We start from the raw sequence: 20,230 nt of genomic DNA on the forward strand, positions 1-20,230 counted from the left end.
TCATCTGGCTCTCGAACGCAAGCTGCGACGCCTGCAAGCGCGCGCTGCGACCCCGTCGGTTGCGCGGGATAGATCTCATGAAATACGCTTTGCGGCGCACTCTGGACTGGTACAGCGACATGTCGCTGTGGCCGCATTCCAACGCCTGGTCGATCGGATCGGCTTTCCTCACCGGGGCCCTCCTCGAAATCTCCACCCATCCCAAACCCGGTCTCGTCACCCCCCGCTCGAATGGGGCGCATGAGGACATGAACCTGCAAACGTTCATGATTTCCTCGGCGGTGATCGCGCCTTGCCTCTATCAATGCGCGGAAGCGGGGCTTGGCCACGCCGGCCCGGCCTGGACGCTGCTCGAACAGGTCCGCGGCATCGGTGCGCGCTACGAGGCGCGGCTTCTTGACGCCACAAGGGGCGTGAACACGCAACGGGGCTTGCTGTTCTCGGCGGGCATCCTGAGCGCCGCGGCAGGCCTCGTGACGCGGCAGATGCCGCGCTGCGAAGAGGGTGTCCTTTTTGCCACCGCCGCCGATATGGTGCGGGGCATCGTGGAGCGCGAACTGCGCGCGCTCGGGCGCCGGGCACCGCAGACGGCTGGCGAAAAACTCTATCAGCAATATGGCGTTACCGGTATCCGCGGCGAGGCCGAGGCGGGCTTTCCCTCGGTGCGCAAGCTCGGCCTTCCGGCGTTGCGCGCGGCCCGCGACAGCGGCGCGCCGCTCGCCACCGTGCTGCTGGACACGCTGATCGCACTGATGACCGAGACCGAAGACACCACGCTTTTGTGGCGCGGCGGCCCCGAGGCGCTCAGCTTCGTGCAATCGCGGGCGCGCCACATCCGCTCGCTGGGCGGGGCGTTGACCGAGGCGGGGATGGAAGCGATCCGCGTTTTCGACGCCGATTGCATCACCCGTCGCCTCTCTCCCGGCGGTTCCGCCGATCTGCTCGCCGTGACCATCGGTGTCGATGCGCTGCTCGGTGGTCTCCTTCCTCCCGCAACTCCCGCGCCCGGCACCTCCCCCGCCCGCGCGCCCAACTTCTGAGGACCAGATGAACATCATCGCCTATGCCGCTTTCAGCTACCTGATCACCGCCGTGATTTCCTTCGCGGTGATCGGGGTGATCGTCGCGATCTCCAAGCTGCTCTCCAACTCCAACGCATCCTGAGGCCAGTCCGATGCTCGAAACCCTTTTCAACGTGTTTCCCGGGATCGGGACACTCTTCATCCAGGATCCGGTGATCGCGATCGCCCGTCTGGCCTTCATCGCGCTCGGCTTCACCCTCGCCTATCTCGGCTTCAAGCGCACGCTCGAACCGCTGATCATGGTGCCGATGGGGCTTGGCATGATGGCCGTCAACGCCGGCGTCATGATCCTCGAAGGCGGCCAGCTTGGCACGCTGATCATCTCGCCGCTGGTCTCTGACACCGACGCTCTGATGAACATCATGCAGATCGACTTCCTGCAGCCGATCTACAACTTCACCTTCGTCAACTCGCTCGTCGCCTGCATGCTCTTCATGGGCATTGGCACGATGGCCGACATCTCCTTCATCCTCGCCCGTCCCTGGGCCTCGATCACGGTGGCGGTCTGTGCGGAACTCGGCACCTTCGTGACGCTGGTTGTGGGCTACTACTTCGGCCTCACCCCCGGTCAAGCGGCTGCCGTGGGCACGATCGGTGGCGCTGACGGCCCGATGGTTCTCTTCGGCTCGCTGATGATGGCGAAGGATCTCTTCGTTCCGATCTCGATCATCGCCTACCTCTACCTCTCGCTCACCTATGCCGGTTACCCCTACCTCGTGCGCTGGCTGATCAAGGAAGAGCACCGTGGCATCGAAGTCGACTACGATTTCCCCGATGTGACGCCGCAAGCGAAGTTCGTCTTCACTGTTGCCGCCGCTGGTCTGCTGTGCCTGCTGCTGCCCGTCGCCACGCCGCTCATTCTCTCCTTCTTCCTCGGTGTTGCGATCAAGGAAGCCGAGATCGAACCCTACCAAAAACTGCTCGAAAACACCGTCACCTATGCGTCGACGCTGCTGCTCGGCCTGGTTCTGGGTGTGCTCTGTGAAGCCGGTACGCTGCTCAACCCGCAAGTTGCGATCCTCGTGGTCCTCGGCATCTTCGCCCTCGCGGTTTCGGCGCTCGGCGGTATCGGTGGCGGCTACCTGATGTGGTGGATCTCCAAAGGCAACTTCAACCCCGTGATCGGTATCGCCGGCGTCTCCTGCATGCCCTCGACCGCCAAGATCGCCCAGAAAGAAGCCTTCAAGGCCAGCCCGCACGCCATGATCATGCCGCTCGCCATGGGCGCCTCGATCTGCGGGGTCATCGTCTCGGCCATCGCCGTGGGTGTCTTCGCCTCGACCATCGGCCTCGTGCACTGATCGTCTCACCCGGAGCAAGCAAATGAACGCGTATCCGACCCTTTCCGCCCAAGCCCCCCGCTTCCCGCATCCCGCGCAGCTGGAACGGCCGCAAGCCGGGGTCGGGTGCGCCCTCCATCGCCTTCCCGTCGTCGACTCCACCAATCGGTATCTCGCCGATCTCGCAGCCGGTTCTTCCCCCGCGCAAACGCGCACCGGCACGGTGGTTCTCGCCGACACGCAGACCGCGGGGCGCGGCAAGTATGACCGTGTCTGGGCTTCCCTCCCCGAAAGCAGCCTGACGTTCTCGGTTTTGCTGCGTCCCGCGCGTCCTGTCGAAGATCTGGCCCAGACCACGCTCGTCATGGCCGTGGCCGTGGCTGAGGCGGTTGCCGCCTCGGCCGGGCTTGAGGTCGAGATCAAATGGCCCAATGACCTGATGGTGCGTGGCCGCAAGCTGTGCGGCATCCTGTGCGAGCTGGTCCTGACCGATGAGGGCGAGCCTGCCCATATCATTGCCGGGGTTGGCCTCAACCTGAACCATGCGCAGGGTGACTTTCCGCCTGCGCTGCAGGGGCTGGCCACCTCGATCGCGCTCGAGACCGGGCGCAAGGTGGATCGTTTCGATCTGCTCACCGAAATTCTCGAACGGCTCGAGGAGCGGCTTTCCGACTGGGAAGCATCCGGCTTCGAGCCGATCCGCAAAGCCTGGAGCGCGCGGTCCTGCACGCTCGGCCGCGAAATAGTCATCACCCAGCCCGGCGGCGATCGCCTGTGCGGCACCGCCATCACCCTCGAAGCCAATGGCAATCTTACCCTGCGCGAGGCTTCGGGCCGCCTTCACAGCATCGTCTGCGGCGAAATCAGTTCCCCCCCGGACAGCCCCACTCACGGCGCCCTTCCGAGGACTGCACCTGCAAAGGAGGAAAACGAAAGCAAATGACCCATCACGACACGCGCAAGAACTGGCGCACGCGAGCCGCGGATACCGCGGCGCGGAAAGAGGCGGCAGCGCCGCTCTTCGCCAAGGGAAAAGAAGTTCTCGCCAAGGATACGGTTGCGCTTCTGGAAGCGGTGATCCGCGCCGGTGACGTCATCAACATCGAGGGCAACAACCAGAAACAGGCCGACTTCCTCGCGGATTGCCTCAATCAGGTCGACAAATCCAAGATCCACGACCTGCACATGGTGCAATCGGCGGTGCCGTTGAAATCGCACCTCGACCTGTTCGAAAACGGCATCGCGAAGAAACTCGACTTCGCCTTCGGTGGCCCGCAAGCTGCCCGCGTGGCCGAATTCATCGAGAACGGCAAGATCCAGCTCGGCGCGATCCACACCTATCTCGAACTTTTCGGTCGCTACTTCCTCGATCTGACGCCGCGCGTCTCGCTCGTTTGCGCCTACAAGGCGGACCGCAAGGGCAACCTTTATACCGGCTTCAACACCGAAGACACGCCGGTGATCGTCGAAGCGACGAAGTTCAAGGACGGGATCGTGATCGCGCAGGTCAACGAGATCGTCGACGAGCTGCCGCGCGTCGATATTCCGGGCGACTGGGTCGATGCGGTGATCGAATCGCCGCGCCCCTTCTTCATCGAGCCGCTCTTCACCCGTGACCCGGCCAACATCACCGACAACCAGATCCTTCTGGCGATGATGTGCCTCAAGGGGATCTACGGCGAATACGGTGTCACCTCGATGAACCACGGGATCGGCTTCCTGACCTCGGCGATCGAGCTCATCCTGCCGACCTATGGCGCGGAACTTGGCCTCAAGGGCAAGGTCTGCACCCATATGATCATCAACCCCCACCCGACGATGATCCCCGCGATCGAAGAGGGCTGGGTCGAGGCGATCCACTGCTTCGGCGGTGAGCTCGGCATGGAAGATTATGTGGCCTCGCGCCCCGACGTCTTCTTCATCGGGCCCGATGGCACGCTGCGCTCGAACCGCGCCTTCGCGCAAACCGCCGGTCACTATGCGGCCGACATGTTCATCGGCGGCACGCTGCAGATCGACAAATACGGCAACTCCTCGACCGCGACCGCGGGCCGTGTGGCCGGTTTCGGCGGTGCGCCGAACATGGGCTGCGACCCGAAAGGCCGCCGTCACCCCTCGGGCGCCTGGCTCAAATGCGGTGCGGAACTGCCCTCGCTCGATACGCTCACCGGCTCGGTGCCGCGCGGCAAGCGCCTTGTGGTGCAAGGGGTCGAAACCTTCGGCGAAGGCCGCAAGCCGGTCTTTGTCGATGAGCTCGACGCCTGGAAACTGGCGAAGAACGCGAACCTCGACATCCCGCCGGTGATGATCTACGGCGACGATCTCACCCATATCGTGACGGAAGAAGGCATCGCCTATCTCACCCGCTGCAAGGATATGGAAACCCGGATGGCCGCGATCCGTGCGGTGGCCGGTTTCACCGAGATCGGCCTGTCCGCCAAACCTGAAGAGACGAAAGCCCTGCGCGAGGCCGGCATCGTCAAGACCCCGTCCGACCTCGGCATCGACCCCGCCCGTGCGACCCGCGACCTGCTCGCCGCGAAGAACATGCGCGATCTCGTGACCTGGTCCGGCGGTCTCTACAACCCGCCCGCGCGTTTCCGCAACTGGTAATGGAGGCTGGAGCGATGGCTCTGCATACTCTCGAATTCGAACTCGAAACGACCTCGGGCACCGCCTCGATCCCCGCGCCGACCCATGTGGGCGTGACCGGCTCGAGCGATCTCGAAGTGATCCTGGAACCGGCTCCGGCGGGCAAGGTGGCGGTGCGTATCGTCACCCCCGTCACGGGCTTTGACGAACTCTGGAAGCGCGTGGTGAAAAAATTCACCGACGAGACCGCGCTCGCCGGGGCCCGGATCGAGATCAACGACAACAATGCAACGCCCGCCGTGGTCCTGCTGCGCCTCAAACAGGCGCTCACGCAGGCCACCGCGGCCTGAGGCGGAGATTGAGAAATGAGCAACTGGAAAAATCTGCAAAGCCGCAGCTTTCTTGAATCGAGTGCACGCGACCGGGCGCTTGGCCTGGTCGATGAGGGCACCTTCACCGAGCTTGCCGGTCCGTTCGACCGCGTCACGAGCCCGCACCTGGCTCTTCTGGGTGATGCTGTAGCCTTCGATGACGGGATCGTTACGGGCGTCGGTCGGATCGGCAAGACCCCGGTCTTCGTGATCTCGCAAGAAGGCAAGTTTATCGGCGGGTCCGTGGGCGAGATCGGCGGGGCGAAGATGGTCAACACCATCAAGCTCGCGATCGACTTCCACGATGATCTGGTCGCGAAATACCCGGACCTCTCGGATGCGGAAAAACCCGTGGTGGTGATTTCGTTCGAGACCGGTGGCGTGCGTCTGCACGAAGCCAACGCTGGCCTGCTGGCCCATGCCGAAGTCATGGATCAGCTGCAAAAGGCCCGCGGCAAGGTTCCGGTGATTGCCGTGATCGGCTCCAAAGTGGGCGCCTTCGGCGGCATGGGCTTCGTGGCTGCGGCCACCGATGCGATCATCATGAGCGAGTTTGGCCGCCTTGGCCTGACCGGCCCGGAAGTGATCGAGCAGGAGATGGGCAAGGAAGAGTTCGACGCATCGGACCGCGCTCTTGTCTATCGCACCACCGGCGGGCGCCACAAATACATCATGGGCGACGCGAACTTCCTCGTGGAAGACACGATCGAAGGCTTCCGCGCCAAGCTCGTGGATCTGGCGCCGCTGCCGGTGGCTGATTTCGAAGCGATGCGCCGTATCGGCTCGCCCGAGAAGGTCGAGCATCAGCTGAAGCTCGTCGCGCTTGCCGCCGAGATGCAGCCGAAAGACGCCGTCGATGTCTGGGCGAAGGCGGGCAACGAGAACGCCCCCGGGCTTCTGGATGTGCCCTTCGCGGAGTTCGTGGGCAGCGTCAAGCGGCTCTCGGTCTGACCCCGAAACACAGGAGAAAATCATGGAAATGCAAGAAAGCATGATGGGCCGGGGGCGTGAGGCGATCGACATGATCGTCGATGCCGGCTCGTTCCAGGAGAACACTGTCGGGGCGCAGAGCTTCGACGACCCGGACTTCGGCCCCGGCGCCGTGGTCGGCACCGCAACGCTCGATGGCATGACCTGCACGATGATCGTGTCGGATGCGGATGCCTTCAACGAGAAGTTCCCTGTCGTCTATGCCGGGATCATCGGCATGGAAGAGGGCTACAAGATGGCGCAGGCCGTCTATGCCTCGATCGAAGCCGATGCCGAAAAACCGCTGGCGGAAAAACGTCCGCTGGTGCTGGTCGTCGACACCCCCGGCAACGGTCCGGGCAAGGTCGAAGAGATCTTCGGCATGAACAAGTCGACCGCGGCCTACCAGCTCGCGCTCGCCGAAGCCCGCCTCAAAGGCCACGCGATCATCGCCATGGTGATTGGCCGCGCGATCTCGGGCGCCTTCCTGTGCCACGGTCTGCAAGCCGACAGCATCCTCTCGCTCGATGCCAACTACGGCACGATGATCCACGTGATGCCGCTCACCTCGGTGTCGCGCATCATCAAGAAGCCGCTGGAAAAGCTTGAAGAAATCTCCAAGCACAGCGCCGTCTTCGCGGCCGGCCCGCGCTTCTTCTACTCGCTCGGTGGCGTCGGCGCGCTCGTTGACAACGTCGACGGCATGCGCCCGGCAATCATCGCGCGGATCCAGGAAGTGCAGACGGCGAAAGCCGAGGGCAAACAGGACACGCTCGGCCCCTGGGGCCGCGGTGCGCTGGGTGCCGAGCGCGGGGGCCGGGTCGAACGGCCGAAGATCCTCGCGCTGATGGACCGGGAATTTGCAGCCGTGGCGGAGCAATACGCCCCCGCCCGCTGAGCCCCCAAACGAGCCTGAAGGAACAAGCCATGTCGGACAAACTCACGGCGATCGAAGAGGCCCTTGCGGTCTTCGGATCGGTGCCGACCCTTGAGGAGATGCCGCGCCGCACCCTTGGCGACAAGGGCATTGCGGGACCGACGGCAGCCCATCTCATCGAGGAGGTGCACAGCCCGTTCAACCTGGCTTACCTGACCTTCACCACGGGCTCGTCAGCCTTCCAGACTATCGTGGGTGTAACATATGCGGAACTCCCCGACCGCAGCGCCGTTGCCCGCGAGATCTTTGGAAGGCTGAACCTGGAGGGGGGGGCAAGGATGCTTGTCACCTACCCCCCCCTCGTCAACGTCTTCTCGAAAGCCGCGCTCGATGACTGCGCGGTGACCTGGAGCCACCTGAGCCGCTCGAGCCGGGATGCGCTCCTGCTTGCCGCTTGCTGTCAGGCGCCGCAGGTGATTTTGGGCGAATCCTCCTTCCTGCGCGCGGGCCTTGAACAGGCCGAGGCGCTCGATCTGAAGGATGAGATGCCGAAAAACTGTGTGCTCCTTTGCGCCGGCACGCCGCTTGATCAGGAACTGATCCCGGTCGCGGCGCGGTTCGGCTACGAGGTGCATGACCTTTACGGCTGTCAGGAATTTGGCTGGCTGGTGCTCGATGGCGTGCCGCTGCGCGACGATATCTCGCTCGTGCCCTCGCCGCGCGGCCCCGCCTGGCGTGAACTGGTCGTCGGTGGTCTGCCGATGGGCGACAGCTTCCTTGTCTCTACCGCGGGGCATGTCTGCGACCGCGAGGGGCAGATCATCACCTACCGGCGCGAGCGCACCTATCCCGAATACGAGGTGATCGTGCGCGCGACCCCGGCCACGACGACTGAGGTGATCGAAAAGACCGCCCGTACCGTGCTTCGGATCAAGAGCCGGGTGGTGAAGGTGCCCCACGATGTGGTGCTGGGCGCCGAGGTGACGCGGCTCGAACTGGTGCCGGGCCTTGTCGATGCCTCGGCCGCGCCTGTCGAACCGATCCTGATCGAAGGGCCCGCGCAGACCCGGCTTTTCGAAGCGATGGTGAGCGCGCAACGCGATCTGAGCCTGCACGCAAAGACCGATCCGGCCTGGGTAAAGAGGCGCTGAGATGCTCTGCAACCGCCATACGCTGATCTATCTGGGCGATGCCGCCCGCGCCGCTCTGTTGCCCGCGGTGATTGCGGGCCTGCCCGAACCGATGCGCAATGCGCGGATCGAGGGGCAGGTAACCGATACGCTGCTTGGCGAGCGCATTCCCGGCATCGCCTGCCGTCCGACCGGGCCCTGCCCGCAGGGTGGCGGCCAGATCGGGTTCTCGTTCCCGTTCCGGGTCGGCGCGGCACGGGTGCGTTCGGCGGTGGGCGTGAGCCCCGCCCAGATCACCGCGACGCTCACCCCCTGGGAAGTGATGGTGCTTGCCGAAACGCTTGGCGACACGCTGCACCCTGCGATCGAGGAGCTGCGCCGGATCTCGGTCGCCACCGGGGTCGAGATCGGGCTGATCGGCTCGGTCGCGCTGCAGGCGGTGACCGGGCTTGGCTACACCCGCCCCGATTCGGATATTGACCTCGTGGTGCGCGCCACCTGCCTTGAACACCTGCATGCGCTCGCCGCCGCGGTACATGATTTGACGCTTTGCACCGGCACCGCCCTCGACATCGAAGTCGCGCTCGCGGGCGGCATCGGCGCCAAGCTGAACGAACTTCTGTCTGGCTCGGATGCGGTTCTGGGCAAGACCATCGCTGGCGTGGAGCTTATTCCCCGCGCCCGCATCAACGCCATTCTCGCCCCGGGCGCGCTGCAAGGCGTGCCGGTGAGCGACCCGCAACACCCGAAGAAGCAAGCCGAAAGGAGAAGGCTATGGATGTGAAAGTGAAGATGCCCTCGGTCATCGTGTCGGTGGAGGTGGCGGAAGGTGCTACCGTCACCAAGGGCCAGAACGTCGCCGTGATCGAGGCGATGAAAATGAAGAACAACACGCCCGCGCCCTGCGACGGTGTCGTGAAATCGATCGCCGTGAAAGCCGGTGACCGGGTGAAACCCGGTGCGATCATCATGACGATCGAATAAGGGATCGGCGGGGGCGGCCCAGCCGTCCCCTGCCGGCCATATCAAGGAGGACTGGACATGCTTATTTACGGTGTCGCTCTGATGAGCGGCTGCATGATCGTCGGGACGTTCCTCGGGCGTCTCGTCGGTCATCTTGTCGGCATCAACTCGGATGTCGGCGGTGTGGGTATCGCGATGCTTCTGCTCGTGCTCGTGACCCGCTATCTGATGGACCGCGACAAGTTCTCGAAACTGGCGCAGGAAGGGATCAAGTTCTGGTCGGCAATGTATATCCCGATCGTCGTGGCGATGGCCGCGAGCCAGAACGTGGTTGCCGCCTTCAACGCCGGTGCGCTGGCGTTCATCGCCGGGCTCGGCTCGGTCGCCGCGGGCTTCCTGCTGATCCGCCCGCTTGCTGCGCTCAGCCCGAAATCGGGCTCGGCTGAAACCTCTGCCGCGGAGTAAGACCGATGTTTGACATTCTTTACAGCACCATGGAAAAAGTGCCGCTGATCACGGCTTTCCTGACCGTCGGCGTGATCATGTGGGTCTCCTATGCGATCGGCAAGCTGACCAACAACCGGGTTCACGGTTCGGCCATTGCGATCCTCGTCGGCCTGATCCTCGCCTATGTCGGCGGCGAAATCACCGGCGGCAAGAAAGGGATCTCCGACGTCGCGCTGTTCTCGGGCTTTGCGCTCATGGGCGGCAGCATGCTGCGCGACTTCGCGATCGTTTCGACCGCGTTTGGCGTGAAACTCGAAGAGCTGAAAAAAGCGGGCCTGCCGGGCGTTCTGGCGCTGATCATCTCGGTTATCATCGCCACGGTGATCGGTGCGGCCACGGCCTATGCCTTCGGCTACACGAGCCCGGTTGACATGGCGACGATCGGCGGCGGCGCCACCACCTTCATCGTTGGCCCGGTCACGGGTGCGGCGCTCGGTGCCTCGTCGGAAGTGATCGCGCTCTCGGTCGCCGCCGGTGTGGTGAAATCCATCGCCGTGATGATCCTGACGCCCTTCCTCGCGAAAATCGCGGGGCTCGACAACCCGGCCGCGGCCGCGGTTTACGGCGGACTGATGGGCACCACAAGCGGCGTCAGCGCCGGACTGGCCGCAACCGATCCGAAACTGGTCCCTTATGGTGCCCTGACGGCGACCTTCTACACCGGCTTCGGCTGTCTGGTCGTCCCGTCGATTGGCTACATGACTCTCGTCGCCCTGTTCGGTTGATCTCCGCCAAGAGCTAATCAAACAGAAAATGAAACTCTGCAACCTCAGGTGAGATAGGCCGGCGCCATGATCCATTCAAGTCTCCAGCTCCCGCGCCCGGGGTTGCAAAGCGCCGCAGGCAGCACCAGCGTCCCGTTGCCTGCGGCTCCCTCTCCCCAAGCTTCCGGGGCGGGGCGGATCGAGATTTCCGCGGTCTCGCACCGCTTTACGGATACTCCGGTGTTGCGCGACATCACCGTGACCCTGACCGAGCGCCGCATCGGCATCATCGGGGCGAATGGCTCTGGCAAGAGCACGTTTGCGCGATTGCTCAATGGCCTCCTCGTTCCTGACCGGGGCCGGGTGGTGGTCGACGGGCTCGATACTGCGCGCGATATCAAGGCCGTGCGCCGCAAGGTCGGCTTCGTGTTCCAGAACCCCGACAATCAGATCGTTTTCCCCACCGTTGCGGAAGATCTCGCCTTCGGCCTGAAGGGGCTGGGGCTTGGCCGCGCCGAACGCGCCGAGATGGTCACCCAGATGCTCGCCCGCTTCGGGCTCGAAGCGCTGGCCGATCAATCCGCTCACAAGCTTTCGGGCGGACAGAAACAACTCCTCGCCATTGCCGGCGTGCTGATCACAAAACCCGCCTGCGTGGTCTTTGATGAGCCCACCACCGCGCTCGATCTGCGCAACACCCGCCACATTGCCGGGGTGATTGCCGCGCTCTCCGAAACCGCGATCGTCGTCACCCATGACCTCGACCTGATTTCCGGCTTCGACCGCGTGCTCGTGTTCGACGCGGGCCGGATCGTGGCCGACGATACCCCCGCGCGCGCGATCGCCGAATATCTGCGGCGGATGCAATGAGCGCGCTCGCCGCCCTTCTGCGTCGCGCGCCCGCTGGCGCGAAGCTCGCCGCATTGGCAATTGCGGGCACCGGCGTGATGGCGATCGCCGACTGGCGCGTGATGGTCGATCTGGCCTTGCTCGCGGCGCTTGCCTTCCGGCTCGCCGGCTGCGGCACCGATGCGCTCGGGCGGCAGCTCCGGCCGATGCTCTGGATGCTCGCGGCGCTCTTTCTCGTGCAGGGCTGGCTGGTGGACTGGGCGACGGCCGCGCTTGTCGTGGCGCGGATCGTCACCCTCGTGCTGCTTGCCGCGCTGGTCACTCTCACCACCCCCGCCGAGGCGATGATTGCCACCATCGAGCGGCTGCTTGCCCCTTTCGTCCGCTTCGGGGTCGACCCGGGGCGGGTGGGCCTCGCCTTCTCGCTCGCGCTGCGCTTCATCCCGGTGATCGGCGAAGAGGCCGAGCGGGTGCGCGAGGCGCAGGCCGCGCGTGGGCTCGGCCATCACCCGCTGGCGCTGATCCTGCCGCTGATCGTGCGGGTGCTCAAATCCGCCGAGGATGTTGCCGCGGCGATCGAGGCGCGTTCGGGGCATGACGACCCCGGCCGCGCCGCCCCTTCCAGATCTGTATGGTAATAAGGACCGACCCCATGGCCGCGAAACCCAACCCAACTCTCGACATCGTCTATATCGCGCTCTTCGCGGCGCTTACCGCGGCGCTTGCGCTCTTTCCGCCGCTCACGCTGCCGGTGATCGGCGTGCCGATCACGGCGCAATCGATGGGGCCGATGCTTGCCGGCGCGATCCTCGGCGCACGGCGCGGCGCGCTTGCCATGGTGCTGGTGATTGCGCTTGTCGCCATCGGCCTGCCGATCCTCTCGGGCGGGCGCGGCGGGCTCGGCGTCTTTGCCGGGCCGACCGTGGGCTTCCTTCTGGGCTGGGTGCCGGCCGCCTGGGTCACCGGGCTTCTGCACGAGCTCGGCTGGCGCCAGCTCACCTCGATCAGCTCCTTCACCCATGCCGCGGTGGGCGGCATCGTTGTGCTCTATGCGATCGGCATTCCGGTGCTGGCCTTCCAGGCGGGGCTGACGCTGAAGGCGGCGGCGGTGGGCTCGATGACCTTCATCCCGGGCGATCTGATCAAGGCGGCGCTGACCGCGATGATCGCCGTTTCGGTCAAACGCGCCTGGCCGATCATCCGCCCTGCAGCCGAGCCTTCGGCATGAGGCCCGCCGCACCCCGCGTCCGCCCCGGGTCGCGGTGGTGACAAAGGCCGGGACGTGACGCTGACGGGGCAGGGCGCGACGCCCGATCCCCCGTCCGGCGCAGGAACTTCGGCCTCATGCCCTGCGCGGGCCCCCTGAACGGGGGGCCCGTTTCGCGATTTCTGGCCCAAGGGCCCTTGACCTCGCCCCACCCCGGCGGGATGACGCCTGAGAGACAGATGGAGATGACATGAATCCGCTCAAACGCTTTGGCATCGACACCTATATGCTGCTCCTGATCGGCACCGTCATTCTGGGCGTCATTCTGCCTGCGCAGGGGCTTGCGGCTGCGGGGCTGAAAAGCCTGACCTACTGGGCCGTGTCGCTGCTCTTCTTTCTCTATGGCCTCAAGCTCGATCCGCAATCGGTACGCGCGGGGCTTCTGAACTGGAAGTTGCAGGGGCTGACCTTCGTCGCGACCTATGTCATGTTCCCGCTTCTCGGGCTGGCGCTTGCCCCTGTGATTGCGCCGCTGCTGGGCGACAAGGTGACACTCGGGATCCTGTTTCTCGCGGTGTTGCCCTCGACCGTTCAATCCTCGATCGCCTTCACCGGCATTGCGGGGGGCAATGTGCCGGGGGCGATCTGCGCGGCCTCGCTTTCCAACCTCGTCGGCGTGGCGCTCACCCCTGCGCTTGTCGCGCTGATGCTGCATACCGGTGGCGGCGAGATCAGCCTCGATTCCGTGATCAAGATCGGCGTGCAGATCCTTCTGCCCTTCGTGATCGGGCAGGGGCTGCGCCCCTGGATCGGCTTTCTCGTGGCGCGCTACCGCTTCGTGACGATGCTGGTCGATCGCGGCTCTATCCTGCTCATCGTCTATTCGGCCTTCAGCGCGGGCACCGTCTCGGGGCTTTGGCTGGCGGTGCCGCCGAAGGTGCTGGTGCTGCTTTACGCCGTGCTTCTGGTGTTCCTGGCGATCACCATGGGGCTGATGGTTGCCGCCGGGCGCTTCCTGCTGCCCGACCGCGCGGATCGCGCGGCGTTGTTCTTTTGCGGCTCGACAAAGAGCATCGCCACCGGCTTGCCGATTGCCTCCGCCTTGTTCCCGGTGGTCGATGTGGGGGCGATCGTGCTGCCAGCGATGATCTATCACATCACGCAGCTGCTGATCTGCGCCTTCGTCTCGCAACGCGCGGCGCGGCGATTGCCCGAAGACGCCTGAGCCGCCCAGCGATCCCGCGGTGCTGCCCCCGCAGCCGTGATTGGCAAGCCGGTGCGATTCGTGCTCCCATCGGGGCAGGGATCGGTCGCAAAGGAGAGGCGATGCGCAGGCGGATGTTTCTCACGGCACTGGCCGCGGCTCTGGGCGCGGGGCCGGCGATGGCCGGGGGGGCAGGGGAGCGCGTGATCGACGATTTCTCCGGTCATCCGGAAACGCGCTGGCGTTTTTATACGGATGCGGTGATGGGCGGGGTGTCGACCGGGGCGCTCGTGATGCTGCGCGGCGCCGGGGGGCGCCGGGCGCGGATGACGGGGGTGGTCAGCACTGCGCATCAGGGAGGATTTCTGCAGATGCGGCGCGATCTGGACCCGGCGCCGCCTGCGGGGACCGTGGGCGTCTGGATCGAGGTTCGAGGCAATGGAGAGCGCTATTTCGTGCATCTGCACACGCGCCAGATGCTGTTTCCCTGGCAGTATTATCAGGCGCCGTTCGAGAGCCATCGCGACTGGCGCCGGATCGCGCTGCCGTTTTCCGCCTTTCATCCTTCCGGGCGGATGCTGCGTGCCGTGCCGCGCCCGCAGGATCTGCTTTCGGTGGCGCTGGTGGCCTATGGTCGTGATCACACAGCCGAGATGGAAGTGCGCGCGATCGGCTTCTATTGAGGTAGCCTGTAGAGCAGCCTGAAAAGACCATGTTTCTCCGCAGCGCAACGGGATCCCTCAACGTCGCAGGGTCGGGGTCGTTTGGTGGGAGCCGGGGTGACGATCGCGGCCGAACGCGGGCGATCAGGGCGCCGTGGGAAGCCGTTGTCTCCTCGACGCCGTATCAGAGGAATTCTTCGGAAAACCGGTAAAAGCCTCTGGACAGCCTTCGCGCCCTCGTCTAGTAACCCCCCACCAAACGCGGATCGGCAGATAGCCGGGAAGCACAGTGCCCAGATAGCTCAGTTGGTAGAGCAGCGGATTGAAAATCCGCGTGTCGCTGGTTCGATTCCGGCTCTGGGCACCATTTAAATACCTGAAATAAAGCAAGTTTTCTATAAGTGCCTCATCGCGCTATTGCGTCGCCCTCGTTCTGGGCTACATCTGGGCTACATTTCGCGCACGCTTGGTGTGAAGTTTCAAGGCGGGGATTCTGTGCATGCGGTTGGCGGGTGAAGGCCGTAACCGTTCTCTGGAATCTGAGATGAAGCCCGCCAGCGACCGAATGCAGCACCGGAGAAGATCATTGAGCTCACAGTCGCTAGCAAACGAAGTCTATCTGAAGGTCGAGGAAGTTGCCGCGCGCTACGGCGTCTCCATTGACACGATTTATCGGTGGAAAAGAAACGGCGACTTTCCGAAAGCACGGAAAGTCGGTCCCGGCGTTACGCGCTGGCGACTGTCTGATCTGATCGAACATGAAGCGAATATGCAAGCGTGCTTCGCGACGCACCTGAACATCCCTCGTAGCGAATGATCACTCTGTGAGTGAGGGGCTTGCGCCCCTCCCCCGGGGAATGGCTGAGCTTTCCCGTTCCGACGCGTCATCCCGCGTCGAGCAGCTCACGCAGCGCACGCACCCGCGCCGGAGTGATTTCCGGGTCACGTCCCGCACTGATCACCCGGATGAACTCGATCCATGCCTTCTCGTTTTCGCTGAGCTGGTCCCATGGTCCCATTGGTCCCTGTGGCGTGATGAAGAGACCGCTCATTTGCCAAAGATCCCGCGCAATGTCGTCCGTCCCCGTGCCGTGATCCGCGGATCGCTGTTCCCCGACGCGTCGCGCAATTCATCGAGCCAGGCGCGCTCGTTCGCGGTGACAGGAGAACCGAAAATCTCGGTAATCGCCTTTGCCGCCGTCACACCCACCGACTGCTCAAGCGAGATCCGCATCAGATACGCCGGATCGACCTCGAGCGCTTTTGCCAGCGAGGGCACCCGGTCGAGTGGTAACTTGCTCTTGCCCGACTTCAGGATCGAGATGAAGTTCGCGTTGGGGAAGCCCGCCTCGGCGGCGATCTCGTTTTGGGTTTTGCGATGCGCTAATGCCTCGACGCGGTCGGCGATGAAGCGCGCGACTTCTGTGCTTTTGAAAGGGTTAGTCATGTTGTTCGTCTCGCTGTTGTTGCTGATGAGACGAGCGTAACCAAGCACGCTGATCACGTCGGGTGGGACTTGCGCGCGCGAAGACGGGAGCTGCGCATCGTAACCGAAGTCCTAGAAAAGGGGGCGCGGTGCGATGGGGATGCATCCGGTGCCAGCCACTTCGGGGCGCGCAAACCCTCCACTCCCTATCCTCGGCGCAATCATTTTGCCGGATGACTCGCCTCACGCCTTTGTGTTCAAATCCTTGAAAATCGCGCGGACTTGCCGCACCGTATCCGCATTGGATTAAGGGAGGAGCATTGTCATGGAGTTCAAGCAGCGCGTGGATGATCTCGCGGCGCGGTCAAAACACGCGAGCCAACACGCGCTGACCGAGGAGGCGACCAAAACATCCGTGGTCCTGCCTTTGATCAAGGCTCTCGGTTTTGACCCGTTCAATCTTGAGGAGGTGGTGCCTGAATTCGTCGCCGATGTGGGCATCAAGAAGGGCGAAAAGATCGACTTCGCGCTCAAGATCGGCGGCAAGCCCGCGATTTTGGTGGAAGCAAAGCCGATCTCGATGGCGTTGGGTTCGGCGCAGTATAGTCAGTTGTTCCGTTACTTCTCCACGGTCGAGGCGCGCCTCGCGATCCTGACGAACGGGCGCGAGGTATGGTTCTTCTCGGATATCGACGAGAAGAACCGGATGGACAAGAAACCCTTCTTCGTCTTCGACCTGCAGAACTATGACGAGCGCCAGGTTGCCGAACTCGAGCGGTTCCAGAAGGAGGGGTTCGACATCGAAGCGATCCTCGAAGCTGCGTCGAACCTGAAATACGTGAAGGCTGCAGCGATGGAACTCTCGCGTCAACTCGCCAGTCCCGACGACGATTTCGTGCGCTTCTTTGGTAAGCACATCTACGATGGCAGCCTGACAAAAGGTGCAATCGAGATGCTGCGCCCTGCCATTCAGGCGGCACTCGACGACATCGTTCGCAATCGCATCCAGGAGCGGTTGAACGTGACCTTCGGCAAGGATGCGCCACAGATCGATGGCGCGGAGAAGAAATCTCCCGAGGCGCCGTCAGGGGCCGAAGTGATCACCACCGATGACGAGATGCAGGCTTTCATGATCGTTCGCGCGATCGGATCGAGGGTCGCCGGCGTGAACCGTATCACGATGCGCGATGCCCTCTCCTATTGCTCGATCTTCATGGACGACAACAACCGAAAGCCGGTCTGCCGGCTCTACTTCAACGCCAAGCACAGCAGGTCCGTCGGCATCTTCGCACCGCAGCCCGAGAAAACCGAGACGAAGATCCAGATCGAAGACCTGTCCGACATCTACAAGTTCGCGGATCAAATCGAGGCGACAGTGCGGAGCTACCTCTGACTCGACGTTCATCTGGCAAAGGTGCATCGATCACACTGTCGAAAGGATCCATTCCTGCCACTCAGGGTCGATTGATGATCAACCCGTCGCGCTCGGGGATGTCGATCTCAATCTCAAGTGCCTGAGCGAGCCAGCCCGCCTGTTCCGCGAGCGCATCGCCGAGAAGCTTCAGCCCCGGACCGCTCAACGGCTCGATTTCCGCGACGATCGCACGGGTGATCTCGCCCAGGCGTTTGCGCAGCGCCGGAGTGACGCGCGGAAAGCCAAGAGCACGGATGAAGGTCTCGAGATCGACCGCTGTGATCTCGTCGGTCATCTGCGCACCGCCGACATCGAAGGCGAGCTGATGCGTCACCGTGCGGTCGATCAGGATCGGCGCCACGTCATAGACCGGCGCGAAGCTCGGGCGCGCGCCGGCATAGAGGAGCGCGTGGTTCTTCGCGTGATTGTCCGTGTTGCCGAGAAGGAGGTTCGCGAGCGTCACCTCGAGGAACGCTTGACGCGCCCGACCGGGGTTTTCCGTCTGCACGAGCAGCCGTCCCACCGCTTTCGCATTGAAGCTGCGCTCGGAGGTGCCGTTGCGCTGGTATTTCAGATGCGGACCAAGACCGAGCGCCTGGGCGAAATCCTCCTGATGCAAGCGACGCAGACACGTGCCTTCGACCATCCGGTCGAAACGGGTGACGAGCAGGGCTTGCAGATCGTCTGCGCCGAGGATCTCGGTTTCCGCGACGGGATGGTGCTGCACCCTGTGCATGATCTGCATCAGCAGGTGCTCCTGGCGCACCAGTGCCATCTCTGAAGGGCGTGGCACCTTCAGGATATGCGTCGTCGGCACGTTCAAACCGCGCTTGGGCAGGGCAAAGCGCCCATCGGGGAGTCGGGTCAGTGCGACCTTTCCCTGCACACCGGCGAGCGGCGAGGGATCGCGCGTGTCATCAGGCAGGCGGCGACGGTCGCGCAAAGACACGATGATCCGCGTAAAATCCTCCGCGTCGATCGGATCGTAATCGCGCGTCAGATCGCCGGGTGTCTTCGCCGGTCCCGCGCCCATTGGGACGCAGGAGATTGCGCCGGGGCAGTCCATGCCGAGATGTTCGAGCTGACCGACGATGTCGGAGAAATCGAGCCCGTAACGCTGTAGGATCTGGTCACGCTGGGCATTCTCGAAAAGCAGGTTGGAGAAAAAGGCGCGCGTCACCGCATCGCTGTAGGGTTCCTCCCGCAGCGGCAGCGAGAGCGACAGAGGATGTGGCAATGCGTCAGTGAGGTAGGCAAACCGCACGCTTCCGTCGTCGAGGCGAGTCAGGCGCCCGATAGGGGTGGGGATGGCTTCGAGGAAGACGTCGAGGTCGAGCCGGGGCATCTCAGGTGCTCAGCGTGATCTGCAAGCCCAGATCGCGGCAGATCTGTAACACCAGACCGATGCGTGCGGTCTCCTTGCCATTCTCGATCGCGCTGACCGTGGGAGCGGATACACCGCTTTGCATCGCGACATCGGCCTGGTGCAGCCCAAGCGCCAGCCTGCGAGCGCGGATCGCTCTTCCCAGCTCTTCGGCAGTGGAGACGGAGGTGATGGAGGAGGCGGTCATGTTGGTGTCAACGATCATTGAAGTCGCCCACAAGATGCACGGGCTCCGACTTCGCGTCAACGATCGTTGAAATGTCCACTTGTATGGGTGATTTCTGATCCTCGTATCCACGATCGTTGAAATCGAGCGCGAGGCGTTGCGCGACAGGCTCTCAGACTCACGCAGAGAGTCACTGATGGCACCTGTGGGGGTGTCAGCTAGGGCGGGTGCAAAACGCATATGAGGCGTGCCAGTGACTCGCTCAGGGGCTCTGGCGATGCTCGAGATCAGATCTCGGCAAGCGTCGCTTCTCCATCCATCACGAATCTGCTTGAGCCGCGACGATCCTCATCAGTGTATCTCGTCACCACCCTAGTTCGACAATTCGCTAGCTCCGTGCCAGACTGCGCGTCAGGATTCAGGAGATATGCGATTGGCAAACGAGACGTTGGCATTATTGATAGACGGGGACAATGCCTCACCGAAAGTCGTCGTCGGGCTGTTGGCAGAGATAGCGAATTACGGCACCGCAAGCGTGAAGCGGATCTACGGTGACTGGACGAAACCCAACCTCAACGGCTGGAAAGACTGTTTGCTGGAACATTCGATCCAACCGATTCAGCAGTTTGCCTACACCACCGGCAAGAACGCGACCGATGGAGCAATGATAATCGACGCGATGGACCTGCTTTATACTGGGAGGTTTTCGGGTTTCTGCATCGTATCGAGCGACAGTGACTTTGCACGCCTCGCGGCGCGGATTCGAGAGCAGGGCATCACTGTCTATGGGTTCGGGGAACGTAAGACACCGCGCCCATTCATCACCGCCTGCGACAAGTTCGTCTATTTCGATGTCCTCAATCCAGTCGACAAACAGGATGCCGGGGCAGAAGGCGGGCTAGCTGGCACCGATGCACATGCTTCTAAATCCGACGCGCGATCGCCGCTTGATGCTGACGCGATCAGTATGCTCATTGCCGCGATCCGCGCTACCGCGGAAGACGATGGGCGCGCCAATCTTGCGAAGGTCGGAAGTTATCTTGCCAAGCAGGCTCCAGATTTCGATTCTCGGAACTACGGCTTTCCGCGTTTGACTAATCTCGTGGAGGCTTCTGGGATAGCGACAGTAGAACGCATCGGCGACAACACCACGATCGTTCACGTCCGGCTTTTGTCGGACACGCGCCAGAAGTGAAAGAGGTTTGATGTGCTCAAAGCGTGTCCCGTCAGAGGCTGAGACAATCGGTGTCGCGCGGATCAGTGGCTGAAATCATTCACCTCTCCTGACCGATCACATCATACCTTCCGCGTGGAACTCCCCGCGACGATCAGCTTGAACAACCCCATCGTAGGTGCCAGACGCGTCGCGGAGGCGATCCTGAGCTTGCACAGTTAGGCACAGTTGATGTCCGCGCAGAACTGACCCCTGAGGGCTCGCTGAAT

At 63.3% G+C, this 20,230-nt stretch carries 24 protein-coding genes and 1 tRNA gene; 21 read left to right on the forward strand and 4 right to left on the reverse strand.

Features of this window, described 5'->3' with window-relative positions; all coding sequences use genetic code 11:
• Positions 1–77 precede the first annotated feature (77 nt).
• The 19 genes from mdcB to CRO22_RS16620 all read left to right on the forward strand — a co-directional run bounded on the left by mdcB (position 78) and on the right by CRO22_RS16620 (position 15,214).
• Entirely contained in the window at positions 78–1,040 is a 963-nt protein-coding gene (mdcB, locus tag CRO22_RS16530; protein ID WP_097071267.1) for a triphosphoribosyl-dephospho-CoA synthase MdcB, read from the forward strand.
• A gap of 134 nt (positions 1,041–1,174) precedes the next feature.
• On the forward strand, positions 1,175–2,383 hold the full coding sequence (gene madB, locus CRO22_RS16535; RefSeq protein WP_097071268.1) for a Na+-transporting malonate decarboxylase, carboxybiotin decarboxylase subunit: 1,209 nt from the start codon (positions 1,175–1,177) through the stop codon (positions 2,381–2,383).
• Between the two features lie 22 nt (positions 2,384–2,405).
• Complete coding sequence (locus tag CRO22_RS16540; protein ID WP_097071269.1) at positions 2,406–3,305, forward strand: biotin--[acetyl-CoA-carboxylase] ligase; 900 nt, start codon at positions 2,406–2,408, stop codon at positions 3,303–3,305.
• Complete coding sequence (gene mdcA, locus CRO22_RS16545) at positions 3,302–4,975, forward strand: malonate decarboxylase subunit alpha (RefSeq protein ID WP_097071270.1); 1,674 nt, start codon at positions 3,302–3,304, stop codon at positions 4,973–4,975. The genes CRO22_RS16540 and mdcA overlap by 4 nt, the downstream gene beginning before the upstream one ends.
• 14 nt (positions 4,976–4,989) lie before the next feature.
• Positions 4,990–5,304 (forward strand): malonate decarboxylase acyl carrier protein, encoded by a 315-nt coding sequence (mdcC, locus tag CRO22_RS16550; protein WP_097071271.1) that lies wholly within the window; start codon positions 4,990–4,992, stop codon positions 5,302–5,304.
• A 15-nt stretch (positions 5,305–5,319) separates the two neighbouring features.
• Positions 5,320–6,276, forward strand: a complete 957-nt coding sequence (locus tag CRO22_RS16555) for a biotin-independent malonate decarboxylase subunit beta (protein WP_097071272.1) — start codon at positions 5,320–5,322, stop codon at positions 6,274–6,276.
• Positions 6,277–6,298: 22 nt separating this feature from the next.
• Positions 6,299–7,192 carry a biotin-independent malonate decarboxylase subunit gamma gene (mdcE, locus tag CRO22_RS16560; protein ID WP_097071273.1) on the forward strand — a complete coding sequence of 298 codons (894 nt, stop codon included), beginning with the start codon at positions 6,299–6,301 and terminating at the stop codon, positions 7,190–7,192.
• A gap of 29 nt (positions 7,193–7,221) precedes the next feature.
• Positions 7,222–8,322 carry an acyl carrier protein gene (locus tag CRO22_RS16565; RefSeq protein WP_097071274.1) on the forward strand — a complete coding sequence of 367 codons (1,101 nt, stop codon included), beginning with the start codon at positions 7,222–7,224 and terminating at the stop codon, positions 8,320–8,322.
• 1 nt (position 8,323) lies between these two features.
• Positions 8,324–9,085, forward strand: a complete 762-nt coding sequence (gene mdcG / locus CRO22_RS16570) for a malonate decarboxylase holo-[acyl-carrier-protein] synthase (protein WP_097071275.1) — start codon at positions 8,324–8,326, stop codon at positions 9,083–9,085.
• The gene (locus CRO22_RS16575; RefSeq protein ID WP_097071276.1) at positions 9,076–9,285 is read left to right on the forward strand and encodes a biotin/lipoyl-containing protein; all 210 of its coding nucleotides are present in this window, start codon (positions 9,076–9,078) and stop codon (positions 9,283–9,285) included. Before mdcG ends, CRO22_RS16575 begins: the two co-directional genes overlap by 10 nt.
• A gap of 57 nt (positions 9,286–9,342) precedes the next feature.
• Complete coding sequence (madL, locus tag CRO22_RS16580) at positions 9,343–9,729, forward strand: malonate transporter subunit MadL (RefSeq protein WP_097071277.1); 387 nt, start codon at positions 9,343–9,345, stop codon at positions 9,727–9,729.
• 5 nt (positions 9,730–9,734) lie between these two features.
• Positions 9,735–10,496 (forward strand): malonate transporter subunit MadM, encoded by a 762-nt coding sequence (gene madM / locus CRO22_RS16585; protein ID WP_097071278.1) that lies wholly within the window; start codon positions 9,735–9,737, stop codon positions 10,494–10,496.
• A 219-nt stretch (positions 10,497–10,715) separates the two neighbouring features.
• A complete protein-coding gene (locus CRO22_RS16590; RefSeq protein WP_245861010.1) occupies positions 10,716–11,345 on the forward strand; it encodes an energy-coupling factor ABC transporter ATP-binding protein in 630 nt (209 codons plus the stop codon).
• A complete protein-coding gene (locus CRO22_RS16595; protein ID WP_097071280.1) occupies positions 11,342–11,962 on the forward strand; it encodes an energy-coupling factor transporter transmembrane component T family protein in 621 nt (206 codons plus the stop codon). Before CRO22_RS16590 ends, CRO22_RS16595 begins: the two co-directional genes overlap by 4 nt.
• Positions 11,963–11,976: 14 nt before the next feature.
• Complete coding sequence (locus CRO22_RS16600) at positions 11,977–12,552, forward strand: biotin transporter BioY (protein WP_097071281.1); 576 nt, start codon at positions 11,977–11,979, stop codon at positions 12,550–12,552.
• Positions 12,553–12,781: 229 nt separating this feature from the next.
• Positions 12,782–13,756 (forward strand): bile acid:sodium symporter family protein, encoded by a 975-nt coding sequence (locus CRO22_RS16605; RefSeq protein WP_097071282.1) that lies wholly within the window; start codon positions 12,782–12,784, stop codon positions 13,754–13,756.
• 101 nt (positions 13,757–13,857) lie between these two features.
• Positions 13,858–14,418, forward strand: coding sequence for a CIA30 family protein (locus CRO22_RS16610; protein WP_097071283.1), 561 nt, complete (start codon positions 13,858–13,860; stop codon positions 14,416–14,418).
• A 270-nt stretch (positions 14,419–14,688) separates the two neighbouring features.
• Positions 14,689–14,764 (forward strand) — tRNA-Phe (locus CRO22_RS16615).
• A gap of 177 nt (positions 14,765–14,941) precedes the next feature.
• Positions 14,942–15,214 carry a helix-turn-helix transcriptional regulator gene (locus CRO22_RS16620; protein WP_245861011.1) on the forward strand — a complete coding sequence of 91 codons (273 nt, stop codon included), beginning with the start codon at positions 14,942–14,944 and terminating at the stop codon, positions 15,212–15,214.
• Positions 15,215–15,281: 67 nt separating this feature from the next.
• On the opposite strand, the gene CRO22_RS19350 is transcribed toward CRO22_RS16620, so the two are convergent.
• Positions 15,282–15,416 (reverse strand): hypothetical protein, encoded by a 135-nt coding sequence (locus CRO22_RS19350; RefSeq protein ID WP_281254758.1) that lies wholly within the window; start codon positions 15,414–15,416, stop codon positions 15,282–15,284.
• Between the two features lie 29 nt (positions 15,417–15,445).
• Positions 15,446–15,901, reverse strand: coding sequence for a helix-turn-helix domain-containing protein (locus CRO22_RS16625; protein ID WP_342745186.1), 456 nt, complete (start codon positions 15,899–15,901; stop codon positions 15,446–15,448).
• Positions 15,902–16,148: 247 nt separating this feature from the next.
• Here CRO22_RS16625 and CRO22_RS16630 point away from each other — a divergent pair, with 247 nt between their 5' ends.
• Positions 16,149–17,216 (forward strand): type I restriction endonuclease, encoded by a 1,068-nt coding sequence (locus CRO22_RS16630; protein WP_097071285.1) that lies wholly within the window; start codon positions 16,149–16,151, stop codon positions 17,214–17,216.
• A gap of 61 nt (positions 17,217–17,277) precedes the next feature.
• On the opposite strand, the gene CRO22_RS16635 is transcribed toward CRO22_RS16630, so the two are convergent.
• Positions 17,278–18,582 carry a type II toxin-antitoxin system HipA family toxin gene (locus CRO22_RS16635; RefSeq protein WP_097071286.1) on the reverse strand — a complete coding sequence of 435 codons (1,305 nt, stop codon included), beginning with the start codon at positions 18,580–18,582 and terminating at the stop codon, positions 17,278–17,280.
• A gap of 1 nt (position 18,583) precedes the next feature.
• A complete protein-coding gene (locus tag CRO22_RS18950; RefSeq protein WP_176518677.1) occupies positions 18,584–18,826 on the reverse strand; it encodes a helix-turn-helix domain-containing protein in 243 nt (80 codons plus the stop codon).
• A gap of 394 nt (positions 18,827–19,220) precedes the next feature.
• Here CRO22_RS18950 and CRO22_RS16645 point away from each other — a divergent pair, with 394 nt between their 5' ends.
• Complete coding sequence (locus CRO22_RS16645) at positions 19,221–19,982, forward strand: NYN domain-containing protein (RefSeq protein WP_245861012.1); 762 nt, start codon at positions 19,221–19,223, stop codon at positions 19,980–19,982.
• Positions 19,983–20,230: the final 248 nt, after the last annotated feature.

This window comes from Rhodobacter maris (genome assembly GCF_900217815.1).
GTDB lineage: Bacteria > Pseudomonadota > Alphaproteobacteria > Rhodobacterales > Rhodobacteraceae > Rhodobacter > Rhodobacter maris.

Excerpts from the sequence above, each read along its gene's own strand:
- mdcG (WP_097071275.1), top strand. The coding sequence starts at position 8,324 with ATGCTCTGCAACCGCCATACGCTGATCTATCTGGGCGATGCCGCCCGC.
- CRO22_RS16575 (WP_097071276.1), top strand. The coding sequence starts at position 9,076 with ATGGATGTGAAAGTGAAGATGCCCTCGGTCATCGTGTCGGTGGAGGTG.
- CRO22_RS16555 (WP_097071272.1), top strand. The coding sequence starts at position 5,320 with ATGAGCAACTGGAAAAATCTGCAAAGCCGCAGCTTTCTTGAATCGAGT.
- mdcE (WP_097071273.1), top strand. The coding sequence starts at position 6,299 with ATGGAAATGCAAGAAAGCATGATGGGCCGGGGGCGTGAGGCGATCGAC.
- CRO22_RS16600 (WP_097071281.1), top strand. The coding sequence starts at position 11,977 with ATGGCCGCGAAACCCAACCCAACTCTCGACATCGTCTATATCGCGCTC.
- CRO22_RS16635 (WP_097071286.1), bottom strand. The coding sequence starts at position 18,582 with ATGCCCCGGCTCGACCTCGACGTCTTCCTCGAAGCCATCCCCACCCCT.
- CRO22_RS18950 (WP_176518677.1), bottom strand. The coding sequence starts at position 18,826 with ATGATCGTTGACACCAACATGACCGCCTCCTCCATCACCTCCGTCTCC.
- madB (WP_097071268.1), top strand. The coding sequence starts at position 1,175 with ATGCTCGAAACCCTTTTCAACGTGTTTCCCGGGATCGGGACACTCTTC.
- mdcA (WP_097071270.1), top strand. The coding sequence starts at position 3,302 with ATGACCCATCACGACACGCGCAAGAACTGGCGCACGCGAGCCGCGGAT.
- madL (WP_097071277.1), top strand. The coding sequence starts at position 9,343 with ATGCTTATTTACGGTGTCGCTCTGATGAGCGGCTGCATGATCGTCGGG.
- CRO22_RS16565 (WP_097071274.1), top strand. The coding sequence starts at position 7,222 with ATGTCGGACAAACTCACGGCGATCGAAGAGGCCCTTGCGGTCTTCGGA.
- mdcB (WP_097071267.1), top strand. The coding sequence starts at position 78 with ATGAAATACGCTTTGCGGCGCACTCTGGACTGGTACAGCGACATGTCG.
- CRO22_RS16610 (WP_097071283.1), top strand. The coding sequence starts at position 13,858 with ATGCGCAGGCGGATGTTTCTCACGGCACTGGCCGCGGCTCTGGGCGCG.
- CRO22_RS19350 (WP_281254758.1), bottom strand. The coding sequence starts at position 15,416 with ATGGGACCATGGGACCAGCTCAGCGAAAACGAGAAGGCATGGATCGAG.
- CRO22_RS16605 (WP_097071282.1), top strand. The coding sequence starts at position 12,782 with ATGAATCCGCTCAAACGCTTTGGCATCGACACCTATATGCTGCTCCTG.
- CRO22_RS16595 (WP_097071280.1), top strand. The coding sequence starts at position 11,342 with ATGAGCGCGCTCGCCGCCCTTCTGCGTCGCGCGCCCGCTGGCGCGAAG.
- mdcC (WP_097071271.1), top strand. The coding sequence starts at position 4,990 with ATGGCTCTGCATACTCTCGAATTCGAACTCGAAACGACCTCGGGCACC.
- madM (WP_097071278.1), top strand. The coding sequence starts at position 9,735 with ATGTTTGACATTCTTTACAGCACCATGGAAAAAGTGCCGCTGATCACG.
- CRO22_RS16540 (WP_097071269.1), top strand. The coding sequence starts at position 2,406 with ATGAACGCGTATCCGACCCTTTCCGCCCAAGCCCCCCGCTTCCCGCAT.
- CRO22_RS16620 (WP_245861011.1), top strand. The coding sequence starts at position 14,942 with ATGAAGCCCGCCAGCGACCGAATGCAGCACCGGAGAAGATCATTGAGC.
- CRO22_RS16630 (WP_097071285.1), top strand. The coding sequence starts at position 16,149 with ATGGAGTTCAAGCAGCGCGTGGATGATCTCGCGGCGCGGTCAAAACAC.